Annotated in this window: 20 protein-coding genes; 10 read left to right on the forward strand and 10 right to left on the reverse strand. The window is 48.4% G+C overall.

Going from position 1 to position 24,523, the window contains the following annotated elements; translation table 11 throughout:
- Positions 1–221: 221 nt before the first annotated feature.
- On the forward strand, positions 222–1,520 hold the full coding sequence (locus NZM01_01495; protein MCS6958707.1) for a glycosyltransferase family 2 protein: 1,299 nt from the start codon (positions 222–224) through the stop codon (positions 1,518–1,520).
- On the opposite strand, the gene NZM01_01500 is transcribed toward NZM01_01495, so the two are convergent.
- Positions 1,503–2,549, reverse strand: a complete 1,047-nt coding sequence (locus NZM01_01500) for an S-layer homology domain-containing protein (protein ID MCS6958708.1) — start codon at positions 2,547–2,549, stop codon at positions 1,503–1,505. The genes NZM01_01495 and NZM01_01500 overlap by 18 nt on opposite strands.
- On the reverse strand, positions 2,546–3,499 hold the full coding sequence (locus NZM01_01505) for an NDP-sugar synthase (protein MCS6958709.1): 954 nt from the start codon (positions 3,497–3,499) through the stop codon (positions 2,546–2,548). The genes NZM01_01500 and NZM01_01505 overlap by 4 nt, the downstream gene beginning before the upstream one ends.
- A gap of 45 nt (positions 3,500–3,544) precedes the next feature.
- On the opposite strand from NZM01_01505, the gene NZM01_01510 reads away from it, so the two are divergent.
- From NZM01_01510 to NZM01_01525, 4 genes are read left to right on the forward strand one after another with little or no spacing between them, the layout of a single operon-like run.
- Entirely contained in the window at positions 3,545–4,513 is a 969-nt protein-coding gene (locus NZM01_01510) for an LCP family protein (GenBank protein MCS6958710.1), read from the forward strand.
- Between the two features lie 2 nt (positions 4,514–4,515).
- Positions 4,516–5,580, forward strand: coding sequence for a glycosyltransferase family 4 protein (locus tag NZM01_01515; protein ID MCS6958711.1), 1,065 nt, complete (start codon positions 4,516–4,518; stop codon positions 5,578–5,580).
- A 25-nt stretch (positions 5,581–5,605) separates the two neighbouring features.
- Positions 5,606–6,547 (forward strand): MoxR family ATPase, encoded by a 942-nt coding sequence (locus tag NZM01_01520; GenBank protein ID MCS6958712.1) that lies wholly within the window; start codon positions 5,606–5,608, stop codon positions 6,545–6,547.
- Positions 6,544–7,911: an NAD-dependent malic enzyme gene (locus tag NZM01_01525; GenBank protein ID MCS6958713.1), complete on the forward strand. Its 1,368-nt coding sequence runs from the start codon at positions 6,544–6,546 to the stop codon at positions 7,909–7,911. Before NZM01_01520 ends, NZM01_01525 begins: the two co-directional genes overlap by 4 nt.
- Positions 7,912–7,941: 30 nt before the next feature.
- Here the strand turns inward: NZM01_01525 and apcB are convergent, their stop codons facing one another.
- Complete coding sequence (gene apcB, locus NZM01_01530) at positions 7,942–8,439, reverse strand: allophycocyanin subunit beta (GenBank protein MCS6958714.1); 498 nt, start codon at positions 8,437–8,439, stop codon at positions 7,942–7,944.
- A gap of 105 nt (positions 8,440–8,544) precedes the next feature.
- On the opposite strand from apcB, the gene NZM01_01535 reads away from it, so the two are divergent.
- Positions 8,545–9,711, forward strand: coding sequence for an FIST C-terminal domain-containing protein (locus tag NZM01_01535; GenBank protein ID MCS6958715.1), 1,167 nt, complete (start codon positions 8,545–8,547; stop codon positions 9,709–9,711).
- On the opposite strand, the gene NZM01_01540 is transcribed toward NZM01_01535, so the two are convergent.
- A complete protein-coding gene (locus NZM01_01540; GenBank protein ID MCS6958716.1) occupies positions 9,708–9,899 on the reverse strand; it encodes a hypothetical protein in 192 nt (63 codons plus the stop codon). The genes NZM01_01535 and NZM01_01540 overlap by 4 nt on opposite strands.
- Before the next feature lie 96 nt (positions 9,900–9,995).
- On the opposite strand from NZM01_01540, the gene glgX reads away from it, so the two are divergent.
- Both glgX and NZM01_01550 read left to right on the forward strand, forming a co-directional pair.
- The gene (gene glgX / locus NZM01_01545; GenBank protein ID MCS6958717.1) at positions 9,996–12,059 is read left to right on the forward strand and encodes a glycogen debranching protein GlgX; all 2,064 of its coding nucleotides are present in this window, start codon (positions 9,996–9,998) and stop codon (positions 12,057–12,059) included.
- Between the two features lie 2 nt (positions 12,060–12,061).
- Positions 12,062–13,213 (forward strand): DegT/DnrJ/EryC1/StrS family aminotransferase, encoded by a 1,152-nt coding sequence (locus NZM01_01550; GenBank protein MCS6958718.1) that lies wholly within the window; start codon positions 12,062–12,064, stop codon positions 13,211–13,213.
- Here the strand turns inward: NZM01_01550 and NZM01_01555 are convergent.
- The 5 genes from NZM01_01555 to aroQ form a co-directional block, all read right to left on the reverse strand.
- A complete protein-coding gene (locus NZM01_01555; GenBank protein ID MCS6958719.1) occupies positions 13,185–14,603 on the reverse strand; it encodes an MFS transporter in 1,419 nt (472 codons plus the stop codon). The genes NZM01_01550 and NZM01_01555 overlap by 29 nt on opposite strands.
- A 327-nt stretch (positions 14,604–14,930) precedes the next feature.
- Entirely contained in the window at positions 14,931–15,827 is an 897-nt protein-coding gene (locus NZM01_01560; protein MCS6958720.1) for an alpha/beta hydrolase, read from the reverse strand.
- Between the two features lie 4 nt (positions 15,828–15,831).
- Positions 15,832–17,040 (reverse strand): bifunctional 3,4-dihydroxy-2-butanone-4-phosphate synthase/GTP cyclohydrolase II, encoded by a 1,209-nt coding sequence (ribBA, locus tag NZM01_01565; protein ID MCS6958721.1) that lies wholly within the window; start codon positions 17,038–17,040, stop codon positions 15,832–15,834.
- 44 nt (positions 17,041–17,084) lie between these two features.
- Positions 17,085–21,770, reverse strand: coding sequence for a tetratricopeptide repeat protein (locus NZM01_01570; GenBank protein MCS6958722.1), 4,686 nt, complete (start codon positions 21,768–21,770; stop codon positions 17,085–17,087).
- Between the two features lie 8 nt (positions 21,771–21,778).
- Positions 21,779–22,222 (reverse strand): type II 3-dehydroquinate dehydratase, encoded by a 444-nt coding sequence (gene aroQ, locus NZM01_01575; protein MCS6958723.1) that lies wholly within the window; start codon positions 22,220–22,222, stop codon positions 21,779–21,781.
- Between the two features lie 38 nt (positions 22,223–22,260).
- Between aroQ and NZM01_01580 the strand changes: the two genes are divergently transcribed.
- A complete protein-coding gene (locus NZM01_01580; protein MCS6958724.1) occupies positions 22,261–22,899 on the forward strand; it encodes a hypothetical protein in 639 nt (212 codons plus the stop codon).
- Position 22,900: 1 nt separating this feature from the next.
- Positions 22,901–23,461: a nicotinate-nucleotide adenylyltransferase gene (locus tag NZM01_01585; protein MCS6958725.1), complete on the forward strand. Its 561-nt coding sequence runs from the start codon at positions 22,901–22,903 to the stop codon at positions 23,459–23,461.
- A gap of 3 nt (positions 23,462–23,464) precedes the next feature.
- Here the strand turns inward: NZM01_01585 and NZM01_01590 are convergent, their stop codons facing one another.
- Complete coding sequence (locus NZM01_01590; protein MCS6958726.1) at positions 23,465–24,406, reverse strand: MoxR family ATPase; 942 nt, start codon at positions 24,404–24,406, stop codon at positions 23,465–23,467.
- Between the last annotated feature and the right edge of the window lie 117 nt (positions 24,407–24,523).

Raw genomic sequence — 24,523 nt, forward strand, 5'->3', positions numbered from 1 at the left:
CTAGTCGATTACATTATCATACTTGCCACCTGCCGTAAACCTGACGGTAGCGGGGTTTCAGCTACTTAATCTTGCTTCTGGTGTAGTTAAATCCCAGGGAAAGTGTGTCTATCCCTGGGGTGTTGCTCAGAAGAAGTCAGTGGTTTTAGACTAGCAGAGTATAGCAATATGCTAAATTTAACTCCAGAGCCGCGGAGCTTCATCATTTTAGCATGAGGTAAATGACAATGCTGAGCCAACCGATCGAGCGAGAATATGTCACCCATACGCCAGGCGAACGACGCAGGATCAAGGCGGCTATCAGCTTGTGTGTGGTTTACGGCTGTGTGGGCGTACTGCACAGTGTACCCTTGGGACGGCAATGTGTGTGGGGCTTGGGCATTGTCATTTTTATACAGGCGCTGCGGTTGATTTTCTGTCGCTTACGACGGGCGGGGGCTATTCCTAATAATTATCAACCTAGTGTTTCTCTCCTGGTAGCAGCCAAGAACGAGGAAACAGTGATTGAGCGTCTGGTAGAGCAGCTAACCCAGATTGACTATACTCCCCTGGAAGTATGGGTGGTCAATGATGCCAGCACCGATCGGACAGGAGAGATTTTGCAACAACTGCAGGAGTCTTTACCACAATTAAAGGTGCTTAACCGAGCACCAAATAGTTTTGGCGGTAAGTCGGGGGCGCTGAATCAAGTTTTGCCCCTGACAAACGGGGAAATCATTGGTGTATTCGATGCCGATGCCCAAATTACGCCTGATGCTCTACAACAAATTATCGGTCTGTTTGCTCAGCCTAACATTGGTGCAGTGCAACTGCGGAAAAGTATTTTTAACCGATCGGTCAATTTCCTCACCAGAGGGCAAGCAGCGGAGATGGCGATGGATTTGTGGTTGCAGGAACGGCGAGCTGGCATTGGTGGAATTGGTGAGCTACGGGGCAACGGGCAGTTTGTCAGACGATCGGCACTGTTGCAGTGTGGTGCCTGGAATGAGTACACAATTACTGATGATTTGGATTTGACATTTCGCCTGCATTTGAACGGCTGGGACATTGCCTGTGTGCTTCATCCCGCGGTGGAGGAGGAAGGGGTGATTACAATCAAGCAGCTGTGGCATCAACGCAATCGCTGGGCAGAGGGGGGGTATCAGCGCTATCTGGACTATTTCCCCTATCTATGGCGGCTGCGGGGTAGTAAAGCCTTTGACCTCTGGTTGTTTTTCCTAGTTCAGTATCTTTTGCCAACAGCCTCGGTGCCCGATACCCTGTTTTCCCTGGGGTGGGGACGTTTCCCTCTGCTCCTACCTTTGGTGGCTCTGTCTTTCCTCTTGTCCTTCATTGCTATGTTCTTGGGTCTACGGCGGGCTTACAAGACTCCCTGGTGGCGGGCGCTGGGAGAAACTGTCCTGGGTACTGTTTATCTACTCCACTGGTTGCCTGTAATGATCAGCGTTACATTGCGCATGGCTGTCCGTCCGAAAAAATTGAAGTGGGTGAAGACTGTTCACCTAGGGCACAGCGCTTAGCACTTCCTTAGCAGAAATTCCCTTTTCCCCGTCGCCAAAGTACCAGAGAGAAAGAGCTGCTTCTAAGCGGGAGACATGTTTGCCTGGCTGTAAAAGAGTAGTAAAGCCAAAACTACGGCGGATGTTGCTCAGTTCGCCAGCACGGCTGTCCTGTAAAACCGCACCCAGGGCAGGGGGGCTAATCCGATCGCTATCTTGGAAATTCCAGGCATTTTGCACGGCATTGGAGCTGGCAGGGGGTATAGGACGGCGGACATCTAAGAGCACTTTCCACTGTAGCAACACTTCGCGGGTGAGGGGGCGATCGGGTTGAAATTCGCTGGTATTGCGATCGATAATGCCTGCATTAGCCAGACCTTGAATAAAGCTAAAATCGGGGTCACTTTGGGGGACATCAGTGAAAATTGGCAGTTCCCGATCGGGGGGAGTCAGGCGAATTTGCTGGGTGGGGTCGCTGAAAAAACGGTTGTGGGTGGTCACTAACCAGCGTGCATACTCCCGGCGAGAAATCGTGGCGTTCATGTTCAAGTCGGAGGGGATAACTCCCAGTTTTTGCAGGTCAGCCAGGTAGGGATTAGGGGGATTTGTTGGAGCAGGGGGTGGGGTGGTTGGGGGAGGAGAGACAGGGGGAGCTGTAGGTGGGGCAATGGGGGTTTGTAGTTTTAGGTAATACAAACTGAGGGTTTGCTCCTGATTGGTGACTGTCACTAGGTACCGGCGGTTAAAGGCAACGATTTGTTGAGGTGTCTGACTGAGGTTATCCCATTCCTGTTGGGTAAAAAATTTTTGGTAGAACTGGAGGGCTTCCGTGCCGTTGCTGACATTAAAAACTAGCCGACCTTCCTCCTCATTGCCACTAGCTACAGTCAACCGCCCTGGGGGATAGACAGGCAGAGGAAAGCCAGGGGGCAAAGTCACAACTGGTGCTAGTTGCTGGGGAGCAATGGCTCGACTGAGGCTGTCCCCGATCGGGGTATTGGCACAACCAACTAGCAGGCAAAGGACACTGAGCAGAGCCAACTTCTTCATAACACCAGGGTTCCTGGGGGATAGACACCAGCGGCCAAACAATTGTTGAGCCAACTATTAGCACCCACGATCGTGCCTGGGGGGATCACTGCCTTTTCCCCTACATAGGAATTATCGCCGATGTAGCAGGGGGGATGCAGGATTGCCCGATCGCTGATGTTAGTATTTTCCCCTACCCAGATGCCAGGGCTACGCATCTGAGCGCGCCAGGTAAATTTCACCTTCCCCTGGAGAATATCCAATTGGGCTTGATAAAACTTCTGGGGTGTCCCCACATCCAGCCAGTACCCCTCCCACACAAACCCCATCATCCGATAACCCCGATCGAGTATGTCGGGGAAAAACACCCGTTCAAAACTGAGAGGCTCTCCCAGAGGATAGAGGGCAAACAAGTCGGGCTGAATCACGTAAGTTCCGGCGTTGATGGTATTGATCCCCTGGGCTAGGTACAATTCTGCTTGGGCAGGCGTTGGTTTTTCCCGAAATGCTAGGACACAACTGTTACTATCTAATTCCACCAAGCCGTAGGGAGTAATATCCTCCACCCTGGTTAAGGTGAGGGTGACAGCGTTCTGATGTTGGTGATGAAACGCTAGTAGTGCCCGCAAATCCAAATCCGTCAAAATATCCGCATTGAATACCAGTAGGGGTTCACCCGTGAAATAGGGTCGTGCCAGGGTGATTGCCCCCGCTGTATCCAGGGGTGTGACCTCCTCAATGTAGCGAATCTGTGCTCCCCACTGCTTACCATCCCCTAGAAATTCGCGTACCTGGAGCGCCTGGTAGTGGACATTGACTAAAATATCCGTCACCCCCGCTGCCACGCACCGTTCCACCAGCCACTGCAAGAAAGGACGATCGAGGAGGGGTAACATTGGTTTGGGACAACCATAGGTGAGAGGTCGCAGGCGGGTGCCCTTGCCCCCCGCAATAATCACAGCCTGTGCCATCCATTTGGGGGTATAGTCTTATGGAGCATTATAGATGAGTACCCCGTGGTCACTGATAGCCGTACCAAGTTGGCACCAAAGTTGCTGCGCCGTCCCCACCGCTGGGGCAATATTTTCCTACTGGGCGCCATGGGAATAGCCATTAGCCTGGGTGCCCTCACTGCCAAGTATGTACCGGTTACCGCCATTGATTGGCAAGGACTGCTGCAGGGCAGAAATGTCAAGGAAGTCTGGTTAGAGGCACTGGGCAAAAACCTCACCACTACCTACCAAGTCCTGATTTTAGGAGTCGATCGGGGCGTAGGGCAAAGTGGGGCAAAATTTAGTGGGCGCACTGATACGATCATGCTCATCAGATTTGACCCCCAGGGCAAGATTACTCTCCTGTCCATTCCGCGGGACACCCAGGTGCAGATCGAGGGGGTAGGGACAGCCAAAATCAATGCCGCCAATGTCTATGGTGGGGTAGAAGCGGTGCAAACCACTCTGCAAGAACTCCTGCCCCAGGTCAGAATCGATCGTTATGTGCGCATTGATACGGGGGGACTGAGGGCAGTGATTGACGCGATCGGGGGAGTAGAAATTGATGTACCCGAACGGATGTACTACGAAGACAAGACCCAAGGATTGTTGATTGATCTCCAGCCAGGGAAGCAGACCCTCAACGGTAAGGAGGCAGAAGCCTTTAGTCGGTTTCGCGGCGATACCAACGCTGACATAGGCAGAATCCAACGCCAACAGATGCTACTCCAGTCCGTGCAAAAAAAACTGGGACAGCCCTGGACAATCCTTCGCCTGAAATCCCTCATCGAGACCATGAAAGACCACATTGACACTAATCTGACCGCCGAAGAAATGATTGCCCTCAGCGCTTTTAGTTTAAGTTTGCCACCCTCCCAAATCACTACCCTCACCCTCCCGGGACAACCCCTCCTAGAAAATGATGTGAGCTACTGGCAGCCAGATTTAGACACAATAGATGCAACGATCGTGCCCCAATTTCTCAGGGAATAGGTATGAGATTACTATTTATTTCCACATCTGTTGGCGCCTTTGGCAGTGGTATAGGGGGGGGAGTCGAACTGACCATCCGCAACGTCTGTGACTATTTGTTACACAGGGGTCATACTGTGCATTTAGTTGCCCCTAGCGGTTCCGTCGCCCAGAACATACCGATCGTGGCTTTGCCGGGGGCATTACACAGCTTTGCCCAGAACAGTGATAGAAATGACCCCATTCAATTCCCCAGTGATTCGGTGGTAGCCGAGATGCTGCACTATGCCTACCAAATGCAAGACCGCTACGACCTGATTGTCAGTTTTGCCTACGACTGGTTACCCTTTTATCTCACCCCTTTTTTTAGGACACCCCTTATACATTTTGTCAGTATGGGTTCAGTTAGTGATGCCCTTGATTACATCATTTGCAAAACAGGCAGGCAATTTCCCCGGCGTTTGGGGATGTACACCTATGTCCAAGCCCAGAGTTTTGGCGACCCCCAATTAGAAGTAGAAATCCTGGGGAGTGGCATTGATTTAGACCGCTATGAATACGTGGAATCCCCCGCTGATTTTTACGTCTGGATTGGCAGAATTGCCCCTGAAAAAGGGTTAGAAGATGTTGCTGCCGTCAGTGCCCAATTAGGTATAGAAGTACAGGTTTTTGGCAAGATGCAGGAAGAACAATACTGGCAGGCATGTCATGCCCAATATCCCCAAGCCCGTCTACACTATCAAGGCTTTTTCAACACCGATGAATTACAAGCCAGAATTGGCAAAGCCCGCGCCCTGATTATGACTCCCAAGTGGGTAGAAGCCTTTGGCAACGTTGCCATTGAAGCCCTCGCCTGTGGTGTACCAGTCATTAGCTATGCCCGCGGTGGACCTGTAGAGATTATTCGTCACAACGAAACAGGTTACCTAGTAGAGCCAGACAACATAGAAGCCCTGGCAGAAGCCATCAGCAAAATCGATCGGATTCGGCGGGGGAAATGCCGTGCCCAAGCAGAAAAAGAATACTCCCTCGAAGCCCTGGGAGAAAGATTTTTAGCCTGGTTCAAAGCTATAATCGCTGTTTTATAATGACAGAGGTACTCCCCCTTACATTATGGAAATTCAGGATCAATTCCAACAACTGTTAACAACCCTGGGTAGTGTAATTGTAGGACAGGAGGAATTGCAAAAACAATTAGTGATTGCTTTGCTGGCGGGGGGACACGTAATTTTAGAAGGGGTACCAGGGACAGGTAAAACAATGACAGTAAAAGTCCTTTCCCGTTTGGTGCAAGCAGAATTCCGTCGTATTCAATTGACACCCGATGTTTTACCTTCTGATATTTTAGGCACAAATGTCTTCGATTTAAGTAGTAGAACCTTCGTCCTCAAACGCGGACCTGTCTTTACGCAAATTTTGCTAGCAGATGAAATCAACCGTACGCCACCCAAAACCCAAGCCGCTCTCCTTGAGGCGATGGAAGAACAACAAGTCACCCTAGATGGGGAAGCCCTCTCCCTATCTCCCCTCTTTTGGGTCATTGCCACCCAGAATTCCCTGGAATTTGAAGGCACCTATCCCCTACCAGAAGCCCAACTCGATCGGTTTCTCTTCAAACTATTAGTAGAATATCCCGATCGGTCGGCGGAAAAGCAAATGTTGCTTAACAGTCATCAGGATAGAACGAAAGAAAGACTAGAAAACATTGGTGGTTTAGTCACAGTAGAAGGAATTTTAGCAGCCCGTCACCTTGTAAGACAAGTAGAAGTGAAAGAAGTGATCTTTGATTATTTACTGGATTTATCGCAACGCACAAGACAACATCCCGATCTATCTTTAGGGGCATCTCCCCGTGCCCTGGTGCTGTGGTTACAGGCAGCCAAAGCCCATGCTTGGTTAGGAGGACGAAATTTTGTCACCCCTGATGATATAAAGAGAGTAGCATTGCCCTTGTTACGCCATCGTCTTATACTCAAGCCGGAAGCGCAGTTGGATGGTTTGCAGGTAGATGGTGTCGTGACCAATTTACTCAATCAAGTTGCCGTACCGAGATGAACAGTTCCTATCCCAATCCCAGCTACAGTGTCAGCCTACACCTGCGTTTACCCAACCGTCCGGGTGCGCTAGCCACCGTGATCAATGCCCTAGGCGAGCGAGGAGGTAACCTAGGGCGTATTGATCTAGTTAAGCAAACCCAAACCGTTTCTGAGCGGGAAATAGTCGTCAATGCTAGCAGTGAAAGCCATGCTCTGGAATTAGTGGAGGTAGTGAAAAGCCTGCCGGAGGTGGAACTATTGCGCTGGCAAGACCGTACCTTTGCCCTCCATGAGGGGGGAAAAATTGCCGTGACCCCCAAGGTAGTGGTTGCCCGCCAGGCAGACCTAGCAATGGTTTATACTCCTGGTGTGGGCAGAGTGAGCAAAGCCATTGCTGATGACCCCAGTGCTGTCTATCGTTACACAATTAAAGGCAACACGATCGCTATAGTCACCGATGGCAGTGCGGTGCTGGGCTTGGGCAATTTAGGCGCAGCGGCAGCTCTACCCGTGATGGAAGGGAAGGCAATGTTGTTTAAGCAGTTTGGTGGTTTAGACGCTTTCCCTATTTGTTTAGCGACCCAGGACACTGAAGAAATTATCCAAGCAGTCAAATGGCTGGCACCCGTGTTTGGCGGTATTAACTTGGAAGATATTAGCGCCCCCCGCTGTTTTGAAATTGAACAGCGATTACAAGAGGAACTAGATATTCCTGTGTTTCACGATGACCAACATGGTACCGCGATTGTAGTCTTAGCGGCTCTCACCAATGCTTTGCGATTAGTCGGTAAATCCCTAGACAGTGTGCAGATTGTGATCAACGGCGCCGGGGCAGCGGGGGTGGCTGTGGGTAGGTTGTTGCGGGCAGCGGGAGCACAGTACATTATTCTCTGCGATCGGGAGGGGATCATCTCCCAGGCAAGACAGAATTTAACTGCTTCCAAGGCAGAATTTGCCGTTGACCGATCGGGCACATTAGCAGATGCCTTAGTGGGGGCGGATGTCTTTTTAGGCTTAAGCATTGGTAACGTCCTCACGGTAGAGATGGTGAGGAGTATGAACAAAGAACCGATCGTTTTTGCCATGGCAAATCCTATTCCCGAAATTGCCCCCGAATTAGTTACCAACTGTGTAGCAGTGATGGCTACGGGCAGAAGCGACTACCCCAATCAAATCAACAATGTGTTAGCCTTTCCTGGAGTTTTGCGGGGGGCCTTGGATGGCAGGGTTAAACGGATTACAACCGAGATGCACCTAGCCGCAGCCAGAGCCATTGCCAGCCTAGTCAGTGAGAGCGAATTGCGAGCAGATTATATTATTCCTTCAGTGTTTGACGATCGGGTAGCAAAGAGTGTAGCCAGTGCCATACAAAAACTCGCCTAGGCAGATGGGGGCAAGCATGCCCCGCTTGTTTTAGATATTGATCTCACTGAGTCCACGACTCATATGGTCAAAGGGAGACTGCAGCCATTCCGCCCTTTCCCCTACCAGCTCCATGCACAGTTCCTTCAAAATCTGGATACCCCGCACTGTAGGACCGATGGGTACACCCAAAGAGTTATAGGTTTCCCGCAAGCCCTGCAACACTCGTTCATCCAGGACATAGTTATCACCCGCTACCAGAGCGTAGGTAGCATAGCGCAGGTAGTAGTCCATATCCCGCAGGCAGGCGGCATAACGGCGAGTAGTGTAGGCATTCCCTCCCGGACGGATGAGGTCGGGAACTTCATCAAAGAGGCGGGAACCAGCCTGGCGGACTAGACCAGCGGCATTAGCCGTAATCAAACTCGCTGCCCGCAACCGCGCCGCCCCTGTGGCAAAATAGGCTTTCAAATCGTCAATAGCATTGCGATCCAAATAACGCCCAGCGGCATCATAGTTGTTGATCAATCTTGTTATGGTGTCTTGCATGAAAAAGTGCTCCAAACAGGTTATGTTTAATATGTCTTAATAAATGGGATGCTGAGACACAGCGACCTTTCTAAATCTTATACCGCAAAAGTGGGGGATAGCATGATGAAATGGGTAACTGGAATTTCCCGCAAGGTTTCCCTAGAAGCAGCGATCGGGGAAGTGGTAGAGCAGGTCAAGGGAGGCTTAGGCAAGTTGTCAGCGGATTTGGGCTTTTTGTTTGTCTCCCATGCCTTTGCCAGCGAGTTTCCTAGGGTACTGCCGCTACTACAGGAAAAATTCCCTATCCCCCATTTAATAGGTTGCGGGGGGAGTGGGGTGATTGGTAATGGTCAGGAACTGGAACTAGAGCCGGGGATCACTCTCTTAGTGGGACATTTGCCAGGTGTTTTCCTGCGCACATTCCACCTTAATCCCGATCGGTTACCAGATTTAGACAGCCCGCCCCAAGCCTGGCAGGAACTGATTGGTATTGGTGGAACAGAGCAGCCGGGGTTTGTGCTCCTCGTGGACGGCTTTTCCTTCCCGATTACGGATTTCCTCCAGGGCTTAGACTTTGCTTATCCCCAGTCAGTCAAAGTAGGGGGTTTAGCCAGTGGCGGGGGGCAAGGCAGTAATGCTCTCTTCTGTGGGCGCTATCTCTACAACCGGGGAGCAGTGGGAGCAGCTTTTTGGGGCGATATTCGTCTGGATGCCATTGTGGCCCAGGGTTGTCGCCCGATCGGTGACCTCCTCCAAGTGACAGCCTGTGAAAGGAATATAGTGACCAAATTAAACGATCGTCCCGCCCTGGATGTCCTGCAGCAGATAGTCAACCGCCTCAGTGACAGAGACCGCCGTTTAGCCCAGCGATCGTTGTTCGTGGGGATCGTGATGAACGAATTTCGCACAGAAGTCAAGCAGGGAGATTTTCTTATCCGTAACATTATTGGAGTTGACCCTGGTTCTGGGGCAATTGCCATAGGCGATCGGATTCGACCGGGACAAAGACTACAGCTGCACTTACGGGATGCCGACACCTCAGCGGAAGATTTACAAAACGCCCTTAAGCAGTACCCCTACCCCAACCCCAGGGGGGCTTTGATGTTTAGTTGCACTGGCAGAGGGGAGGGACTATACCAGAAGCCCAACTTTGACAGTGGACTATTCCAGCAGCGCTTTGGGGCTATTGACTTTGCTGGTTTCTTCTGTGGCGGTGAAATTGGGCCGGTGGGGGGCACCACCTTTCTCCATGGCTATACCTCCGTATTTGGGATTTTGCGCGAGCCTTAGCCGTTTGTCACACTGCGCAGGAGATAGCCCAGGGTAAAGCCGATGATCAGAGAAACGTATTGTTTAGTAGCCACAAAACTATCCCAACCTTTTTTAATATCTCCTAGGACATCCTGCTGGAACTGCTGGGCAAACAGGGTGGGGACATCGACATTAGCCCATAGGTCAGAAACAAAGCCAAAATCCATATTGACTCCCTGGCAAATTCTGCAATGCGATTACTATAAACATACCCTAGAAATGGTACTGTGGTAACCTGATGGGGAGTGATGGGGCAAATACCTATGACCGATGTGCTACCAGGAACCAGTTACCCCTTGGGCGCAACTCTGCGGGAGGACGGGGTCAATTTTTGCCTATTTTCCCGCAATGCCTATGCTGTGGAGTTACTGCTGTTTGACGATGTGGATGACCCTCGCCCCAGTCGGGTGATTGACCTTGATCCACAAAAAAACCGCACTTTTCACTACTGGCACGTATTTGTGAAACACCTGCAGGAAGGGCAACTCTATGGTTATCGGGTATTTGGCCCCTATGCCCCCTACCTAGGCCATCGCTTTGACGGCAACAAGGTCTTGTTAGACCCCTACACCAAGGCAGTGGCGATGGGAAAACACTACAGTCGTTTAGCAGCTATGCGCCCGGGGGACAACGCCGCCCAGTGTCTCAAGAGCGTAGTGGTAGGACAAGGGGGTTACGACTGGGAAGAGGACACACCTATTCACCGTCCCTTTGCCAAAACCGTGATCTACGAGATGCACGTGGCTGGCTTTACCCAGCATCCCAGTTCCGGTTTGCCCGACCATCTACGGGGTACCTATCGCGGTGTGATTGAAAAAATTCCCTACCTCCAGTCCCTGGGCATTACGGCTGTGGAACTCCTACCTGTACAATACTACGACCCCCAGGATGCCCGCCCCGGTCTAACTAACTACTGGGGCTATAGTCCTTTAGCTTTCTTTGCCCCCTACAGTGGTTATAGTTCCGCCTCTGATCCGATCGGTGTAATTAACGAATTTAAGGACATGGTGAAGGCACTGCATCGGGCAGGTATCGAGGTAATTTTAGATGTAGTTTTTAACCATACTGCCGAGGGAGACCAGCACGGTCCTACTTTTTCCTTCAAGGGGTTGGAAAACAGTGTGTACTACATTCTTGACCCCCAGGGGATGGGTTACAAAAATTACAGTGGCTGCGGCAACACTCTAAAAACTAACCACGGCATTGTCCAACGCCTAATCTTGGACTGTCTGCGCTACTGGGTAGCGGAAATGCATGTAGATGGCTTCCGCTTTGACCTAGCCTCTGTCTTTTCCCGCGGCGAGTCGGGGCAAATTCTTAAAAATCCGCCAATCCTGTGGGCGATCGAGTTTGAACCAGTCCTGGCGGGGGTAAAATTAATTGCCGAAGCCTGGGATGCGGGGGGGTTGTACCAAGTGGGTTCCTTCGTGGGAGAGCGCTTTACGGAGTGGAATGGACCCTACCGCGATGATGTCCGCAAGTTTGTCAAGGGGGATGATGGCATAGTTGAGCATTTTGCCTCTCGCATCATTGCCAGTCCTGATATTTACCGCCAACCGAACCGCGAACCCAATCGCAGTATCCATTTTATTACCTGTCACGATGGTTTTACCCTAAATGATTTGGTGTCTTACAACGAAAAACACAACTGGAACAATCTGGAAGACAATAAAGACGGAGCTAATGATAACTTTAGCTGGAACTGTGGCGTAGAAGGGGAAACGGATGACCCAGAAATAAATCAGCTGCGTCTGCGGCAAATCAAAAATTTCTTTACGATTTTATTTATCTCCCAGGGGACACCGATGATTTTGATGGGCGACGAAGTGCGCCGCACCCAAAAAGGGAACAATAACGCCTACTGCCAGAATAATGAAATCAGTTGGTTTAATTGGGATAGCGTAGAAAAGGAAGCCCATTTACTGCGATTTGTCCAGAGCTTAATTAGATTTGCCCAGGAACGAGCAATCTTGGCAGTGGAACAGTTTTTGCATATTGGCTTCGATGAATATCAGCCCTCGATCGTTTGGCATGGGGTAGAATTGGAGGAGCCGGACTGGGGTTATTTCTCCCATAGTCTAGCCTTTACCCTCTATCATCCCAAACCCCAGGAAGAATATCTCCACGTCATTTGTAATGCCTATTGGGAACCCCTGGATTTTGCCCTGCCACCTTTACCCCCTAACTGGCATTGGCATAGAATTGTGGACACCTATTTACCCAGTCCCGATGATTTTTCTCCCCCTGAGACTGCTGCTTATGTTGCCTCCGATCGCTATCGGGCGATGCCCAGAAGTACCATTGTCTTAATGGCTCTAGCGAGATAATAATCATGCGCATTCCCATTTTTGACCTGAAGGAACAATATCGCCAACTAGCTACAGAAATCGATCGGGCAATTGCCAATGTCTTACAGAGTGGGCAATTTATTCTCGGCAATGATGTGCAGTTTTTTGAACAAGAAATAAGCGAGTATTTAGGTGTAAAGTATGCAATTACTACCAATTCTGGGACAGATGCCTTGATGATTAGCTTACGATCGGTGGGTATTGTTCCTGGGGATGAAGTGATTACTACTCCCTTTAGCTTTTTTGCCACAGCGGAGGCAATTAGTAATATTGGTGCCGTACCTATTTTTGTCGATGTTGACCCCCTTACTTTTAATATTAACACCCAGCAAATTAGGTCAGCTATTACCAGTAAAACCCGTGCCATTTTACCTGTCCATCTGTTTGGCTGTCCTGCTAATCTCAGTGACATAATTGCGATCGCCCAGGAATACAACCTGAAAGTTATTGAAGACTGTGCTCAATCCTTTGGTGCTAAGTATTTAGGCTGTAATAACTGCAACTGTGATTTAGAGCTGCGCAGTAAAATTTGGGGGAAATACACAGGCACGATTGGTGATTGTGGAGCATTTTCTTTTTTTCCCACGAAGAATTTAGGTGCCTATGGGGATGGGGGATTGATAGTGACAAATGATGCGCAAGTGGCTGAGACAGCTAGGAAATTACGGGTGCATGGTTCTATTAGCAAATATCAGAACGAAATGTTGGGCTATAACTCCCGTCTGGATACCCTACAGGCAGCGATTTTGCGGGTGAAATTACCTTATGTTGAAAAGTGGAATACTAAGAGACGGGAGATTGCCTACACCTACACTCAGATTTTGCAGGAAGTCAAAGGTATTATTACCCCTTCTATTAGTGAGGGTCATGTTTTTCATCAATACACAATTCGCGTTTTGTCTGGCAAAAGACAGGGGCTGATTGACCTGCTACACAAAGAAGGCATCGGCACTATGATTTATTACCCTGTCCCCCTCCATCTTTTACCTGTCTATCGCGGTCAGTATCCCTCTTTTCCCATAGCGGAACAACTAGCACAGGAAGTTTTAAGTCTACCTATTTATCCTGAACTAGAACTCAAGACAATTGTAGAGATTGCCCATACTATAAAACAATGTTGGAATTGTCTGTAAGGTTTTGTGTTTTCCGGCGTTCCTGCAACTGCAATCTAATTTCGTGGTGAACAGATTGGGTGAGGGGATAGAAATAGGCAAGCACTAGAGTCAATACCAGTAAAGTAGCGGGAATAGGAGCGATCGCTAGCCTAATTGCCTGCAAAGCACTCTCTGGTTGCACAAGTTGCCCACGCACAAAACCCGTTGCGTCCAACATTAGTCCGAGTAGAAACAAGCCCACTGCTAAGCCCATTTTTTGCAACAACACCATAAAAGCATAGAAAATACCCTCCCGCCTTTCCCCTGTATTTAACTCATCTAAATCAGTGACATCGGGTACCATCGACCAGGGGATTAAATAAGCAGTAGATAAGCCACAGCCAGCTAAAATTGCTAACAAATACATCCACACTACCTGTCCTGGCTGCAACAAGTATAAGCCTACCTGTGCTATCAACCAGAGGGGAACTCCCATAAAAATTACCCCCCGTTTACCAAAGTGCTGGCTCAATCTACTCCACACAAATAACATCCCTAGGGCTGTTCCCTGTACTGCCAACATCACCTGAGTAAAGTCAGCATTATCTAGTCTCATCCAACTTGTTACGTAGAAGGGGATAATCGACGCTGTAATTTGTAGCGCCAGCCAGTAGCAGAAATAGATACCAACTACATATAAAAATGGTACATTACTCAAGACAGACATAATCTGTTTCGGCAGAGAAATTTGCCCAGACCTAATCTCTGTTTCTCCTCTGTTCTGCTCCTTTACCCGCTGTTTAATGCCAACAATACAACCAAAAGTAGTAATTACACAAAGACTAGCAATAATCCCACCTAACACAGTATAGGGGAAAGATTCCTGACAGCTAGACGATGATTTGCACAATAGCTTGAATACAACTAAAGCAACTACTAAACTGAGAATACTGCCACCAATAGAGAAGCTAAAGCGAAACCCAGTTAACACAGTCCGTTCGTTATAGTCGTCGGTTAATTCCGCTGTAAGGGCAGCATAGGGTAAGTTAACAGCAGTGTAAAAGGTGTTAAATAACAGGGCAACTACCACATAGTAGGAAAACAGCCAATTCTCTCCCTTAAAAGGAACTAGCCACAATAGGAAAAAACTAATCCCCAAAGGTACAGCACTGTGTATCATCCAGGGCAGCCGCCGACCTACAGCCGATCGAGTTTTATCGCTCAACCAACCAATGATGGGATCATTAGTACCATCCCACAACTTACCTACTAATAAAACCAGCCCTGCCCTAGTTGGTGATAATTTGGCGATATTGGTCAGGAAAAATAAGAGGTAGAAAGAAACTATGTTAACTGTAATAGCAGCACCAAAATCCCCTAAGCCGTAGGATAGCTTCTGCCATAGTGTAAGAGGCTTTTTGTTATCCATATGGTTTCCTTTCGCTATGTTACTGAACTGTGAATCACCTAGCCTACTGCAGCGTTATCCCCGTTTCCGTACCTAGGGGAATGTTTACCTACGAGCCTTTTAATGCCTTAAAGAACTCCTCTCTGAATCTGCCACTAAAAACAAAGAGCAGGGGCCACAGAATTGCTAAAAAGAAGGCATTGCTAGAATAAAAAGTGTTCTTAAAACCAGCGAGGAACCGCCAAATTCCTACAACATAAATAACCAATAATAGAATACCAATTCCCTGCAGGGTCATAGTATGTCCTCCTATGGTCACGTACCCTCTTTCAGTATATCCCAACTAGGTCAAGCTACAGGTAAAATTTCCTCAAACTGCTCAGGTAAGGCAGCAATCGATCGTTCTAGCTCTCCCCTGTGCAACCAGCCAGTGTAGCCTACAAAACAGCATTTCCCCTCTGCATCTCCTATAAAGACGTGTAAAACACCTAGGGGATTCTGCCATAACCTCACAGTCAATCCCTCAGCCGTACGGTAGGCTATTCTGGCTCTAGGAAAATCCCGATAACTGCCATCAACTATACCTGGTACAGCACGAAAATAGTCTAATAGTTTTTGTTGTAAATTGTCGGGAGGAAGTGTAATTTGGGGATTCTGCCAGAAATCTCTGATCGCTTGAATTACCTTGATGTCAGTTCGCAAATCAATATGAAAAATACCAGGTAAACACAGCCATTGGCAATATTTGAATTGTGTTGACCCGATCGTGACTACGCTATCACTACCATCACCTAAATCACTCGCCACACTGAGGGTAGGAATTTTTTGCGCAATTACTTCTGCAATAGGGCGGCGGTTGGTACCCAAATCCTTGGCGATTCCTATGCCCAACCTGAGGGGATCAAGTATGCGACTGAGTTCCGCACCGCCCACAGGGGAACCAACCAAGGTTAAGCTCTCCACCCGATCGTGCCATTGGGGATGGCGATGTAACAATTCCAACCAGATCAATCCCCCCATAGAATGCCCCACAATCCGCCAAGGCAGATCAGGATAACGTTGTCGTTGTCGTTCCACTTCAGCTCTGACTTTTTCAATCAAAGGTTCAATGCGCCACCAAGTATGCCACCAGCCTAAATTGGGAGCAATGATGAATTCTGCAGGTGCACCTAGCAGCTTGCCGCAGTAGTACGCGCGTTGGTTGGTATCTCCCATTCCATGTTGGACAAACAGCAAGAAAGACATAGGATCAATTAGCTAAGAAGTGACCAAGTTTTGTTGCTTTTGTTTTTAAGTAGCGTTGGTTGTGGTCATTAGCTTCTATTAACAATGGTACCCGATCGACGACTTCTAGGTTAAACCCCCTCAAGCCCGCAATTTTACGGGGATTGTTGGTAATTAGCCGCATCCTTCTAACCCCCAAGTCGCGCAAAATCTGGGCACCAATACCGTAGGAACGTAGGTCAGGGGGAAAACCTAGCTTTTCGTTGGCTTCTACCGTGTCCAAACCCTGGTCTTGCAGGGCATAAGCTTTAATTTTGTTCACTAAACCAATCCCTCTCCCCTCCTGCCGCAAATATACCACTACCCCTGCCCCTGCATGCTCAATCATTTTGAGGGCGCTCTGCAACTGCCCCCGACAATCACAGCGCAATGACCCCAAGGCATCCCCCGTCAAACACTCAGAATGTACCCGTACCATCACATCCATTTCAGGAAACTTATTCCTATCTCCTTTGACGATTGCTAGATGTTCTGATTGGTCTAAAAGATTGCGATAGGCATAGACCTGGAAATCCCCAAATATAGTGGGCAAATGGGCAACAGCATCTAAGGATATGAGTTTTTCGTTGGCTAAACGATAACTAATGAGGTCAGCAATACTGATTAACTTCAGATTAAATCTTTGGCAATAATCTACTAACTGCGGTAGACGCGCCATCGATCCGTCTTCATTTTGAATCTCACAGATCACCCCAGCGGGATAAAGACCTGCTAAACGTGCTAAATCGACGGCTGCTTCAGTGTGACCTGCCCGTTTTAACACTCCTCCTTCCCTTGCCCTTAAAGGAAAAACATGACCCGGTCTTCTTAGGTCTTCTGGTTTGGTATCGGCATGAATGGCTGCCTGGATAGTGCGCGATCGGTCTTCTGCAGAAATTCCTGTAGTGGTAAAACGGCTATCAATACTCACTGTGAAAGCTGTCTGGTTTTCATCTGTATTGCGCTCCACCATCAAAGGTAAATCCAATTGGTCGAGTCTTTCCCCTGTCATTGCCAAACAAATTAAACCCCTGGCATGGGTTGCCATAAAGTTAATCATTTCGGGTGTGGCAAACTGAGCAGCTCCGACTAAATCCCCCTCATTTTCTCTGTTTTCATCGTCCACTACAACAATCAGTTTCCCCCCCCGTAGGTCTTGCAATGCCGCTTCGATCGAGTCAAACTGCCAAGTCATACTTACTTAGTTATTGTCTAACAATAATATTAAGATAAAAGAGGTCATAGTGTATATATCTGGTTTCGCATTTCTGCTAGTATGAGTTGCCAAACTGATTGCCAATCGCCGCGCTGGGGTTGACGAAATAATTTCATGGTGGGATACCAGGGAGAGTCAGCCCGATCGATGAGCCAGCGCCAATCGCTAGCAAAGGGTAACAACACCCAGACTGGTTTTGCTAGAGCACCTGCCAGATGGGCTACCGCTGTGTCGACGGTAATGATTAAATCTAGCTGCTGCATGATTACTGCTGTGTCATAAAAATCACGAATTAAAGGGCGACAATCCACTAGAGAGGGATGGGTTAAGTGTGGTTCTAATTCAGAAGCTGATTCATCTATTTGTAAGCTAAATAGGTGCAGATTGGGTAGGGACAAAAGTTGGAGGAAGTAATCTAGGGGACAAGACTTTTGCTGGTAAGAAAACTCACCCAACTCAATGGAATGACGACCACTGGCCCAAACAAATCCCACCTTCAATCCTTGCCGCTCTTGTATATCTCCTAACTGCTGAAATTCAGGATAGAAATAGGGCACTTGCTTGGGAATGCGATCGATCGTTAACTGTAAAACGTGGGGAATAGACAAGAGAGGGATGAAGTAATCTAGGGGTGGCAGTTGATCAATAGGTGTACTGTCCTCTACGATGGCTAGGTTAGGGATGGTGCTAAACAATCTTGCTAGTGGGGGAGGGCATAAATAAAATACATTTGCTCCCAATTGTTGTAAAACAGATACAAAGCGGATAAACTGCAGTTTGTCCCCAAAACCCTGTTCACCGTGCAGCAGTATGCTTTTGTTAGTTAAATCTTCACCTTGCCATGGGGGAAAGGGAAAGTTAGGCAGCTTAATGTTAGCATGTTGCCAACGCCATTCATATTCCCGCCAACCATTGAGAAAATCTCCTCTTGCCAGCAAAATAGCCGATTTAGCATAGTGGGCATGGGGAAAACTGTAGTCTAATTCTATAGCTCGATTGTACAATTCTTCTGCTCGATCGTAATTGTTGTATTCCATCATCAAGTTGCCTAGTAAAGCGTAAGTGGGTGCATAGCCTGGATGCAGGTGCAGAGATTTTTCGTAGTACACCTGGGCTAAAACCAGATCATCTTCTATGTGAGCAATATGTCCTAAAGTGGCATAGGCATTGGCAAAATTGGGGTCTATTGCTAGTGCCTGTTTAGCTTTTGCTTTCGCCAATTCATACTGATTTTGCTTAGCCAGTAATATAGCCCAATTGTTATAAAATCTGGCTGAGTTGTGCTGTAATTCTAATAGCTTTTGACAATAGGCAGTGGCAAGGTCGTATTCCTGCCTTCGACTAGCTATTTCCATTAAATTGACGTAACTGTCGGCAAAATTGGGATTGGCATCCAGCGATAGTTTGTAGGCTTCTGCTGCTCGATCGAGTTCCCGCTGCGCAAGATACAAATTACCTACATGAAAATAGATAGTAGCGGGGTCTTCTCCCAACTCTAGTGCTCTTTGATAGCATCTTAGAGCTTCATCCCATCGATTACTCTTTTTATGAATAACTCCGAGATTGAAGTAGGCTTTGCCACACTGGGGATTATGAACGATCGTTTGCTCAAATAGAGCGCGTGCCCTGTCTAATTCCCCTGCTCTGTAGGCTTCCTTCCCCGCCCTCAGTAATTCCTCTGCTGTGTCAATATTACCTTGATAGAATTTAGCCAGCTCTGCCTTAACAACATCGATTACACTCTGCCAATCATTGATTTGTTTCTGCCGAAATAAACGCATAGTGGGATACCAATCAGAATCCGATCGGTCTTTATGCCACCGCCAATCAGCAGCAAAGGGTAATAATAACCACACAGGCATCCCCATCGCCCCCGCCAAATGCGCAATTCCCGTGTCAACTGTAATTAGCAAATCCATTTCTTTTAGGAGTTTTACAGTGTCAGTAAAATCTTGTAACCGATCGGATAAATCTATGACTCTATCTTGTAAGAAAGGTTGAATATCTTTTGCATCTCTCCCTACTTGAAAGCTGTACAGCCAAATGTGGGGAATATCTAATAGTTGCATGAAGTAGGCAATGGGACAACTTTTTTGTTTATACAAACGATACAAATTAGGGGTAGAACGATAACCACTTGCCCACACGATACCAATTTTCTGCGGTGTTCTCTTCTGTTGTGGGTAACGACTGATATAGGGGATAGGAGTGGGAATGTATTCTAGTTGCAAAACATGGGGCAAGCTCATTAGGGGTAAGTGATAGTCAAATTGATAGTGGGAAACTTTGGACTCGATCGGTATCACTCGTGCATAGGGTAGTTCTTGCTGTAAGAGTTTGACTAATTGCTGTTGACAAGCTAGGATAATTGTTGCACCCTGTTGCTGTAGAAATGGTATGTAACGCAGAAATTGAATGGTGTCCCCGAATCCCCCTTCACTCCATAGTAAAATAGTTTTGTTAGCTAGGTCACTGCCATCCCAACGCGGTTGTTGCAGCTTAATGACGGCATCCTGGGCATTCATGCGCCATTCATATTCCTGCCAGCCTTCTTTGTAGTTACCTTCCAGGAGTAAAGAAATCGCTAGGTTGTAGTGGGTAAGGGCATCCTGGGGATTTTTATTGATAGCTATACGATAATTCTCGATCGCTTCTTTGTTCTTGCCCTGGCGGAAATAAATCAGTCCCAATGTGTGATAACCTTCAGCAGCATCGGGCATAAATTGCAAATACTGCTGGATACTCCTGTAGGCATCATCTAGCATTTCCCGATCGATATAAGCCTTAGCTAAGGTCAAATAGGCAGGGGCATAGTTAGGTTGTTTGTTTATTACTAAATCAAAATATACACAAGCCTGTTCTGGTAGACTTTGGGATCGTTTGACGACACCAATATTGAAGTAAGGATGAATAGTAGGATAATTTAGGTAAATAGCCTGTTGGTAACAGGATACTGCTTTCTCTGGTTGGTTGTGGTGAAAGAAAATATTACCCTGCTGAAAGATAGCTTCCTTATCTGGCAAACTGATAGGAGAGAAATGCGACAAAGCTAGTTTGACTCTGGCAAATACTTCTGCCCAATTGTTCGGTGCTTCTTGGCGAAATAGACGCATGGTGGGATACCAAGGAGAATCTTCTCGTCCCTGTAACCAGCGCCAATCACAGGCATAGGGTAACAATACCCATACAGGTTTGCCCAAGCCCCCCGCCAGATGGGCAACGGCAGTATCGATCGTTATGACTAAATCCAACTGTTCTATAAAATCAGCAGTGTCAGCAAAATCTACCATTAAGGGAGCCAGATCAACTATGTTGGGTGGTAATAAAATATCATCTACACCCACTTGTAAACTGAAAAACTGATAACGATCGTCTAGTAAAGTGAGAAAGTGATCCAAATCAACGGATTTATGTCTTCTTAACTTCTGGGCTGACAGGTCATTTGCATTGACACTTTGCCAGACAATGCCTATCTTTAGTTTATCCCCTGTTATATCTCTTAGGGGTAATTTCTTCTGCTTGGGAGAACGCAAATAGGGTACTACTGTAGGCACATTCTCCAGGGTTGTCTGGCAGAGACGGGGTAAGTCTAATAAAGGTGCATGCACAGCAAATGCAGGGAGAGCTTCCCCTTCACTGACAACCTGTTCTACTCCTTCGACAAGCCCTAGAAGACGAGTTAACGATGGGGGACAAGAGAGAATGACTTTCCCACCCCTTTCTCGGACATACCAAACATAGCGGACAAACTGTAAAGTATCACCAAAGCCCTGTTCTGACCACAGTAAAATCTTCTGCCCCTCTAAGAAAGAACCGTCCCACCAAGGTTGAGTAAAGGCTGGTATTTGTATATTCCCTCGCTTAAATCGCCAGAGATATTCTTGCCACCCCTCTTCCCACTGTCCTAGACTTAATAGCGCATGGGCTAAATTGAAATGGGCGTTAGCAAAGTCAGGTTTTTTGTCAATGGCTAAGCGATAATTTCCTATTGCTGCCTCCAGCTTGCCCTGTTGTTCTAAACAAGCGCCCTTGATGTCATAGCTATGGGGTAAATCGGGGTCAAGGGCGATCGCTTTGTCACAACATTCTATGCCCTTCTCTAACTCATCCAGTAACAGGTAAATATTAGCTAAATTGCTGTACAAACCCGCATGGGGAGAGAGGGTGATTGCCCTTTGATAAATGTCTATTGCCTCTGGATAACGCCCCTGCTGCTTCAGTAAAACTCCCAAGTTGATGTAGCTGTTGACCCGATCGGGCTGGATTTGTATAGCAGTTCGGTATAATTCGATCGCTTTTTCTATCTGCCCCAGATGCTGGTAAATAAGGGCTAAGTTAAAATGGGCATCCCAGGTATATTCTGGCTGGTGGCGGAGTTTTTCATAGTGATAGATTGCCTGCTCATAGTGTTTTTGTTGTACTAGAGAATTAGCGATCTGCCAATGGTCTATGTCATCTTCCTCCTCTTCTTCCAGCTCATCTAACTCCTGTTTGATGTCCCTGCGCTGCGGATAAAACTCCAAACATTTCTGATAGTGAATCCGCGCTTCCTTGACTTGCCCTAACTGGCGATAACACTTGGCTAAGAGATAACAAGCATTGGCTGCCTGGGGATTGCGGGTGATAATTTCTTGACATATACTGATCGCTTCTGTAGTGTTGCCTGCCTGCCATGCCACCCATGCCTGTTCGATCTTGGTCAAGTTCATAGCTCTCCCTAGCAAATCCTCTGGCGTAGATAGTTTACCAAAGCCTGCAACCCCAAACGATAACTGTCGGCACCAAAACCGCAGATTTGCCCAATGCACACTGGTGCTATGTAGGATTGATGACGAAATTCTTCCCGTCTGTGAATGTTGCTGAGGTGAACTTCTACGGTCGGCAAATCTACCCCTGCGATCGCGTCCCTGAGCGCAATACTGGTGTGGGTATAGGCACCGGCGTTGATGACAATTCCCGCGTATTTGCCGATACTACTGTGAATTTTGTCCACTAATTCCCCCTCATGGTTGGACTGGTAACAGGTCACCTCTACCCCCAGTTTTTTAGCATCTTCCTGCAACAAACTATCGATGTCTGCTAGCGTGAGGGTGCCATAGATGGTGGTTTCCCGCCTCCCTAGCAAATTCAAATTCGGTCCATGTAAAACGAGGATTTCCATCGGTGCTAAACTGAGTGGGTCAATCTGATTTTGCCACCATGGGGGTTGAACTGCGCAGTTACGTCTACCTCGATCGTTTACAGCCCCAGCACGCGGCGTTCATTGGCACAGTGGCAGTGGGTTTTTTGCCCTTGCCAGGCGATGCTTCCCTCTGGATTGAGATTTCCCCAGGGATCGAGATCAACCGTGTTACGGATATTGCCTTGAAGTCCACTAGGGTGCGCCCAGGGGTGTTAGTGGTAGAACGTTTGTATGGACTCCTAGAAATTCATTCCAGTAACCAAGGCGATACCCAAACGGCAGGTAAAGCCATCCTCGATGCCCTCGGTGTGGACCAAAAGGACTGCCTCAAACCCCGTATTCTCTCCAGTCAGGTAATTCGTAACATTGACCCCCACCATGCCCAGTTGATTAACCGCTCGCGCAAGGGTCAGATGATTTTAGCAGGGGAAACGCTGTATGTATTAGAAGTAGAACCTGCTGCCTATGCCGCCTATGCTGCCAACGAAGCGGAAAAAGCCGCTATGATTAACATTTTACAGGTGAGTGCGGTGGGGAGTTTAGGTCGCTTGTTTTTGGGGGGAGAGGAACGGAATATCATGGCTGCCTATCGGGCGATTAACGAGTCCCTTGCCAGCTTGCCAGGGCGGGATTTCGGCGATGTGCGCAAAGAATAGGATGGCAATTGCCCTGTTTGGTACCAGTGCTGACCCCCCCACGATCGGGCATCAGGCAATTCTGCGCTGGTTGAGTGATAACTATGATTTGGTGGTGGTGTGGGTATCGGACAATCCCTTTAAGTCCCATCGTGCTCCCTTAACCCATCGGATTGAAATGGTCAGAGTTCTGATTCAGGCTACGGACTTCCCCCGCGCCAATGTGGAGCTGCATCCCGAAATTAGCCACCCCCGTACTCTCCTGACGCTGCACATGGCACAACAAATCTGGCCTGCTGCTCACTTTACCCTGGTAGTAGGAGCTGATATTGTGCCCCAGTTGCCCTCCTGGTATCGCGCCCAAGAATTGTTAGCCCAGGTCGCCCTTGTCGTCATCCCCCGCCGCGGCTATACCCTCACCGAGACACAGCTACAAACGATCGCTGCCCACACGCCCCAGATCACCATCGCTGACCTAGCAGTACCTGGGGTATCCTCTTCTAGTTTCCGAGACCACAAAGACCGATCGGGCATGCTACCCGCTGTGTTGGACTATATCGATCGGTGGGGTTTATACGAGTGATTTTCAGGGGACAGGCACAGTGCCCAGTAAACGATCGATGATGGCACGGCGCGAGCGTCTGCCGGCAGGGATAATGCGGTGACCAAGGACATAGGGAGCTAGAAACTTCACATCATCCGGCAGCACATAAACATCACCACCTGTTGCACCAGAACCGAGAGCAGAACGCAGCAGAGCATAGGCTTGGGCAGAGCGTTGCAAAGCTACCGTACCCCTGGGACTGACCCCTAGACTGATTTCATTGTCCTCTCGCGTTGCCCGCACCAAATTGACAATATATTCCGCCACCGCCTGACTGACTGCCACCCCGCGACATTGCTGTCTTAATTGCAATACTTCCTCCGTAGTGATACAAGGAGGGATTTCCTGGTGCATTGTCCCCCCTCGTTGTCTTTGCAGCATCTGTAACTCCTCCTCGGCGCTGGGATAACCAAGACTGAAAGACAGAGTGAAGCGATCGAGTTGGGCTTCCGGGAGAGGGAAAGTACCTTGGTATTCCACGGGGTTTTGCGTGGCGATAGTAAAAAAAGGGCTAGGGACAGGGCGGGAGACACCATCAACAGTGACCTGATTTTCCTCCATCACTTCCAGGAGAGCAGATTGGGTGCGGGGGGTAGCGCGGTTAATTTCATCCGCCAAAAGCACATGGGCAAACACAGGACCGGGCATAAACTGAAACGCACCCGTTTGGGGATTCCAAATATTTGTCCCTGTGATGTCCGTAGGCAAGAGGTCAGGCGTACACTGCACCCGTTGGAACTTCCCCGCAATTAAAGCCGCCAGAGATTTAGCCAGTAGGGTTTTGCCCACACCTGGTACGTCCTCTAGTAGGGCATGCCCCCCTGCCACCAGGGCTGTGAGCATCAAGAGAATTGCCTCGTCCTTGCCTACAATAATTTGCTGCAGCGCCTTGACCAGTTCGCGAATTTTCTGCCCGCTGTCCATAAAAAAATTGTGCTTTTCTTCAGTATATGAGACAAGTGTGCTATAGTGGAACTCAACCCACCCAGGGCATAAATTAGGTCTTGCCCCTCAGTATTCTTCCGTGCAGACTCTAAGGTA

It is taken from the genome of Pseudanabaenaceae cyanobacterium SKYG29, from assembly GCA_025055675.1.
Taxonomy (GTDB): Bacteria; Cyanobacteriota; Cyanobacteriia; order Pseudanabaenales; family Pseudanabaenaceae; genus M5B4.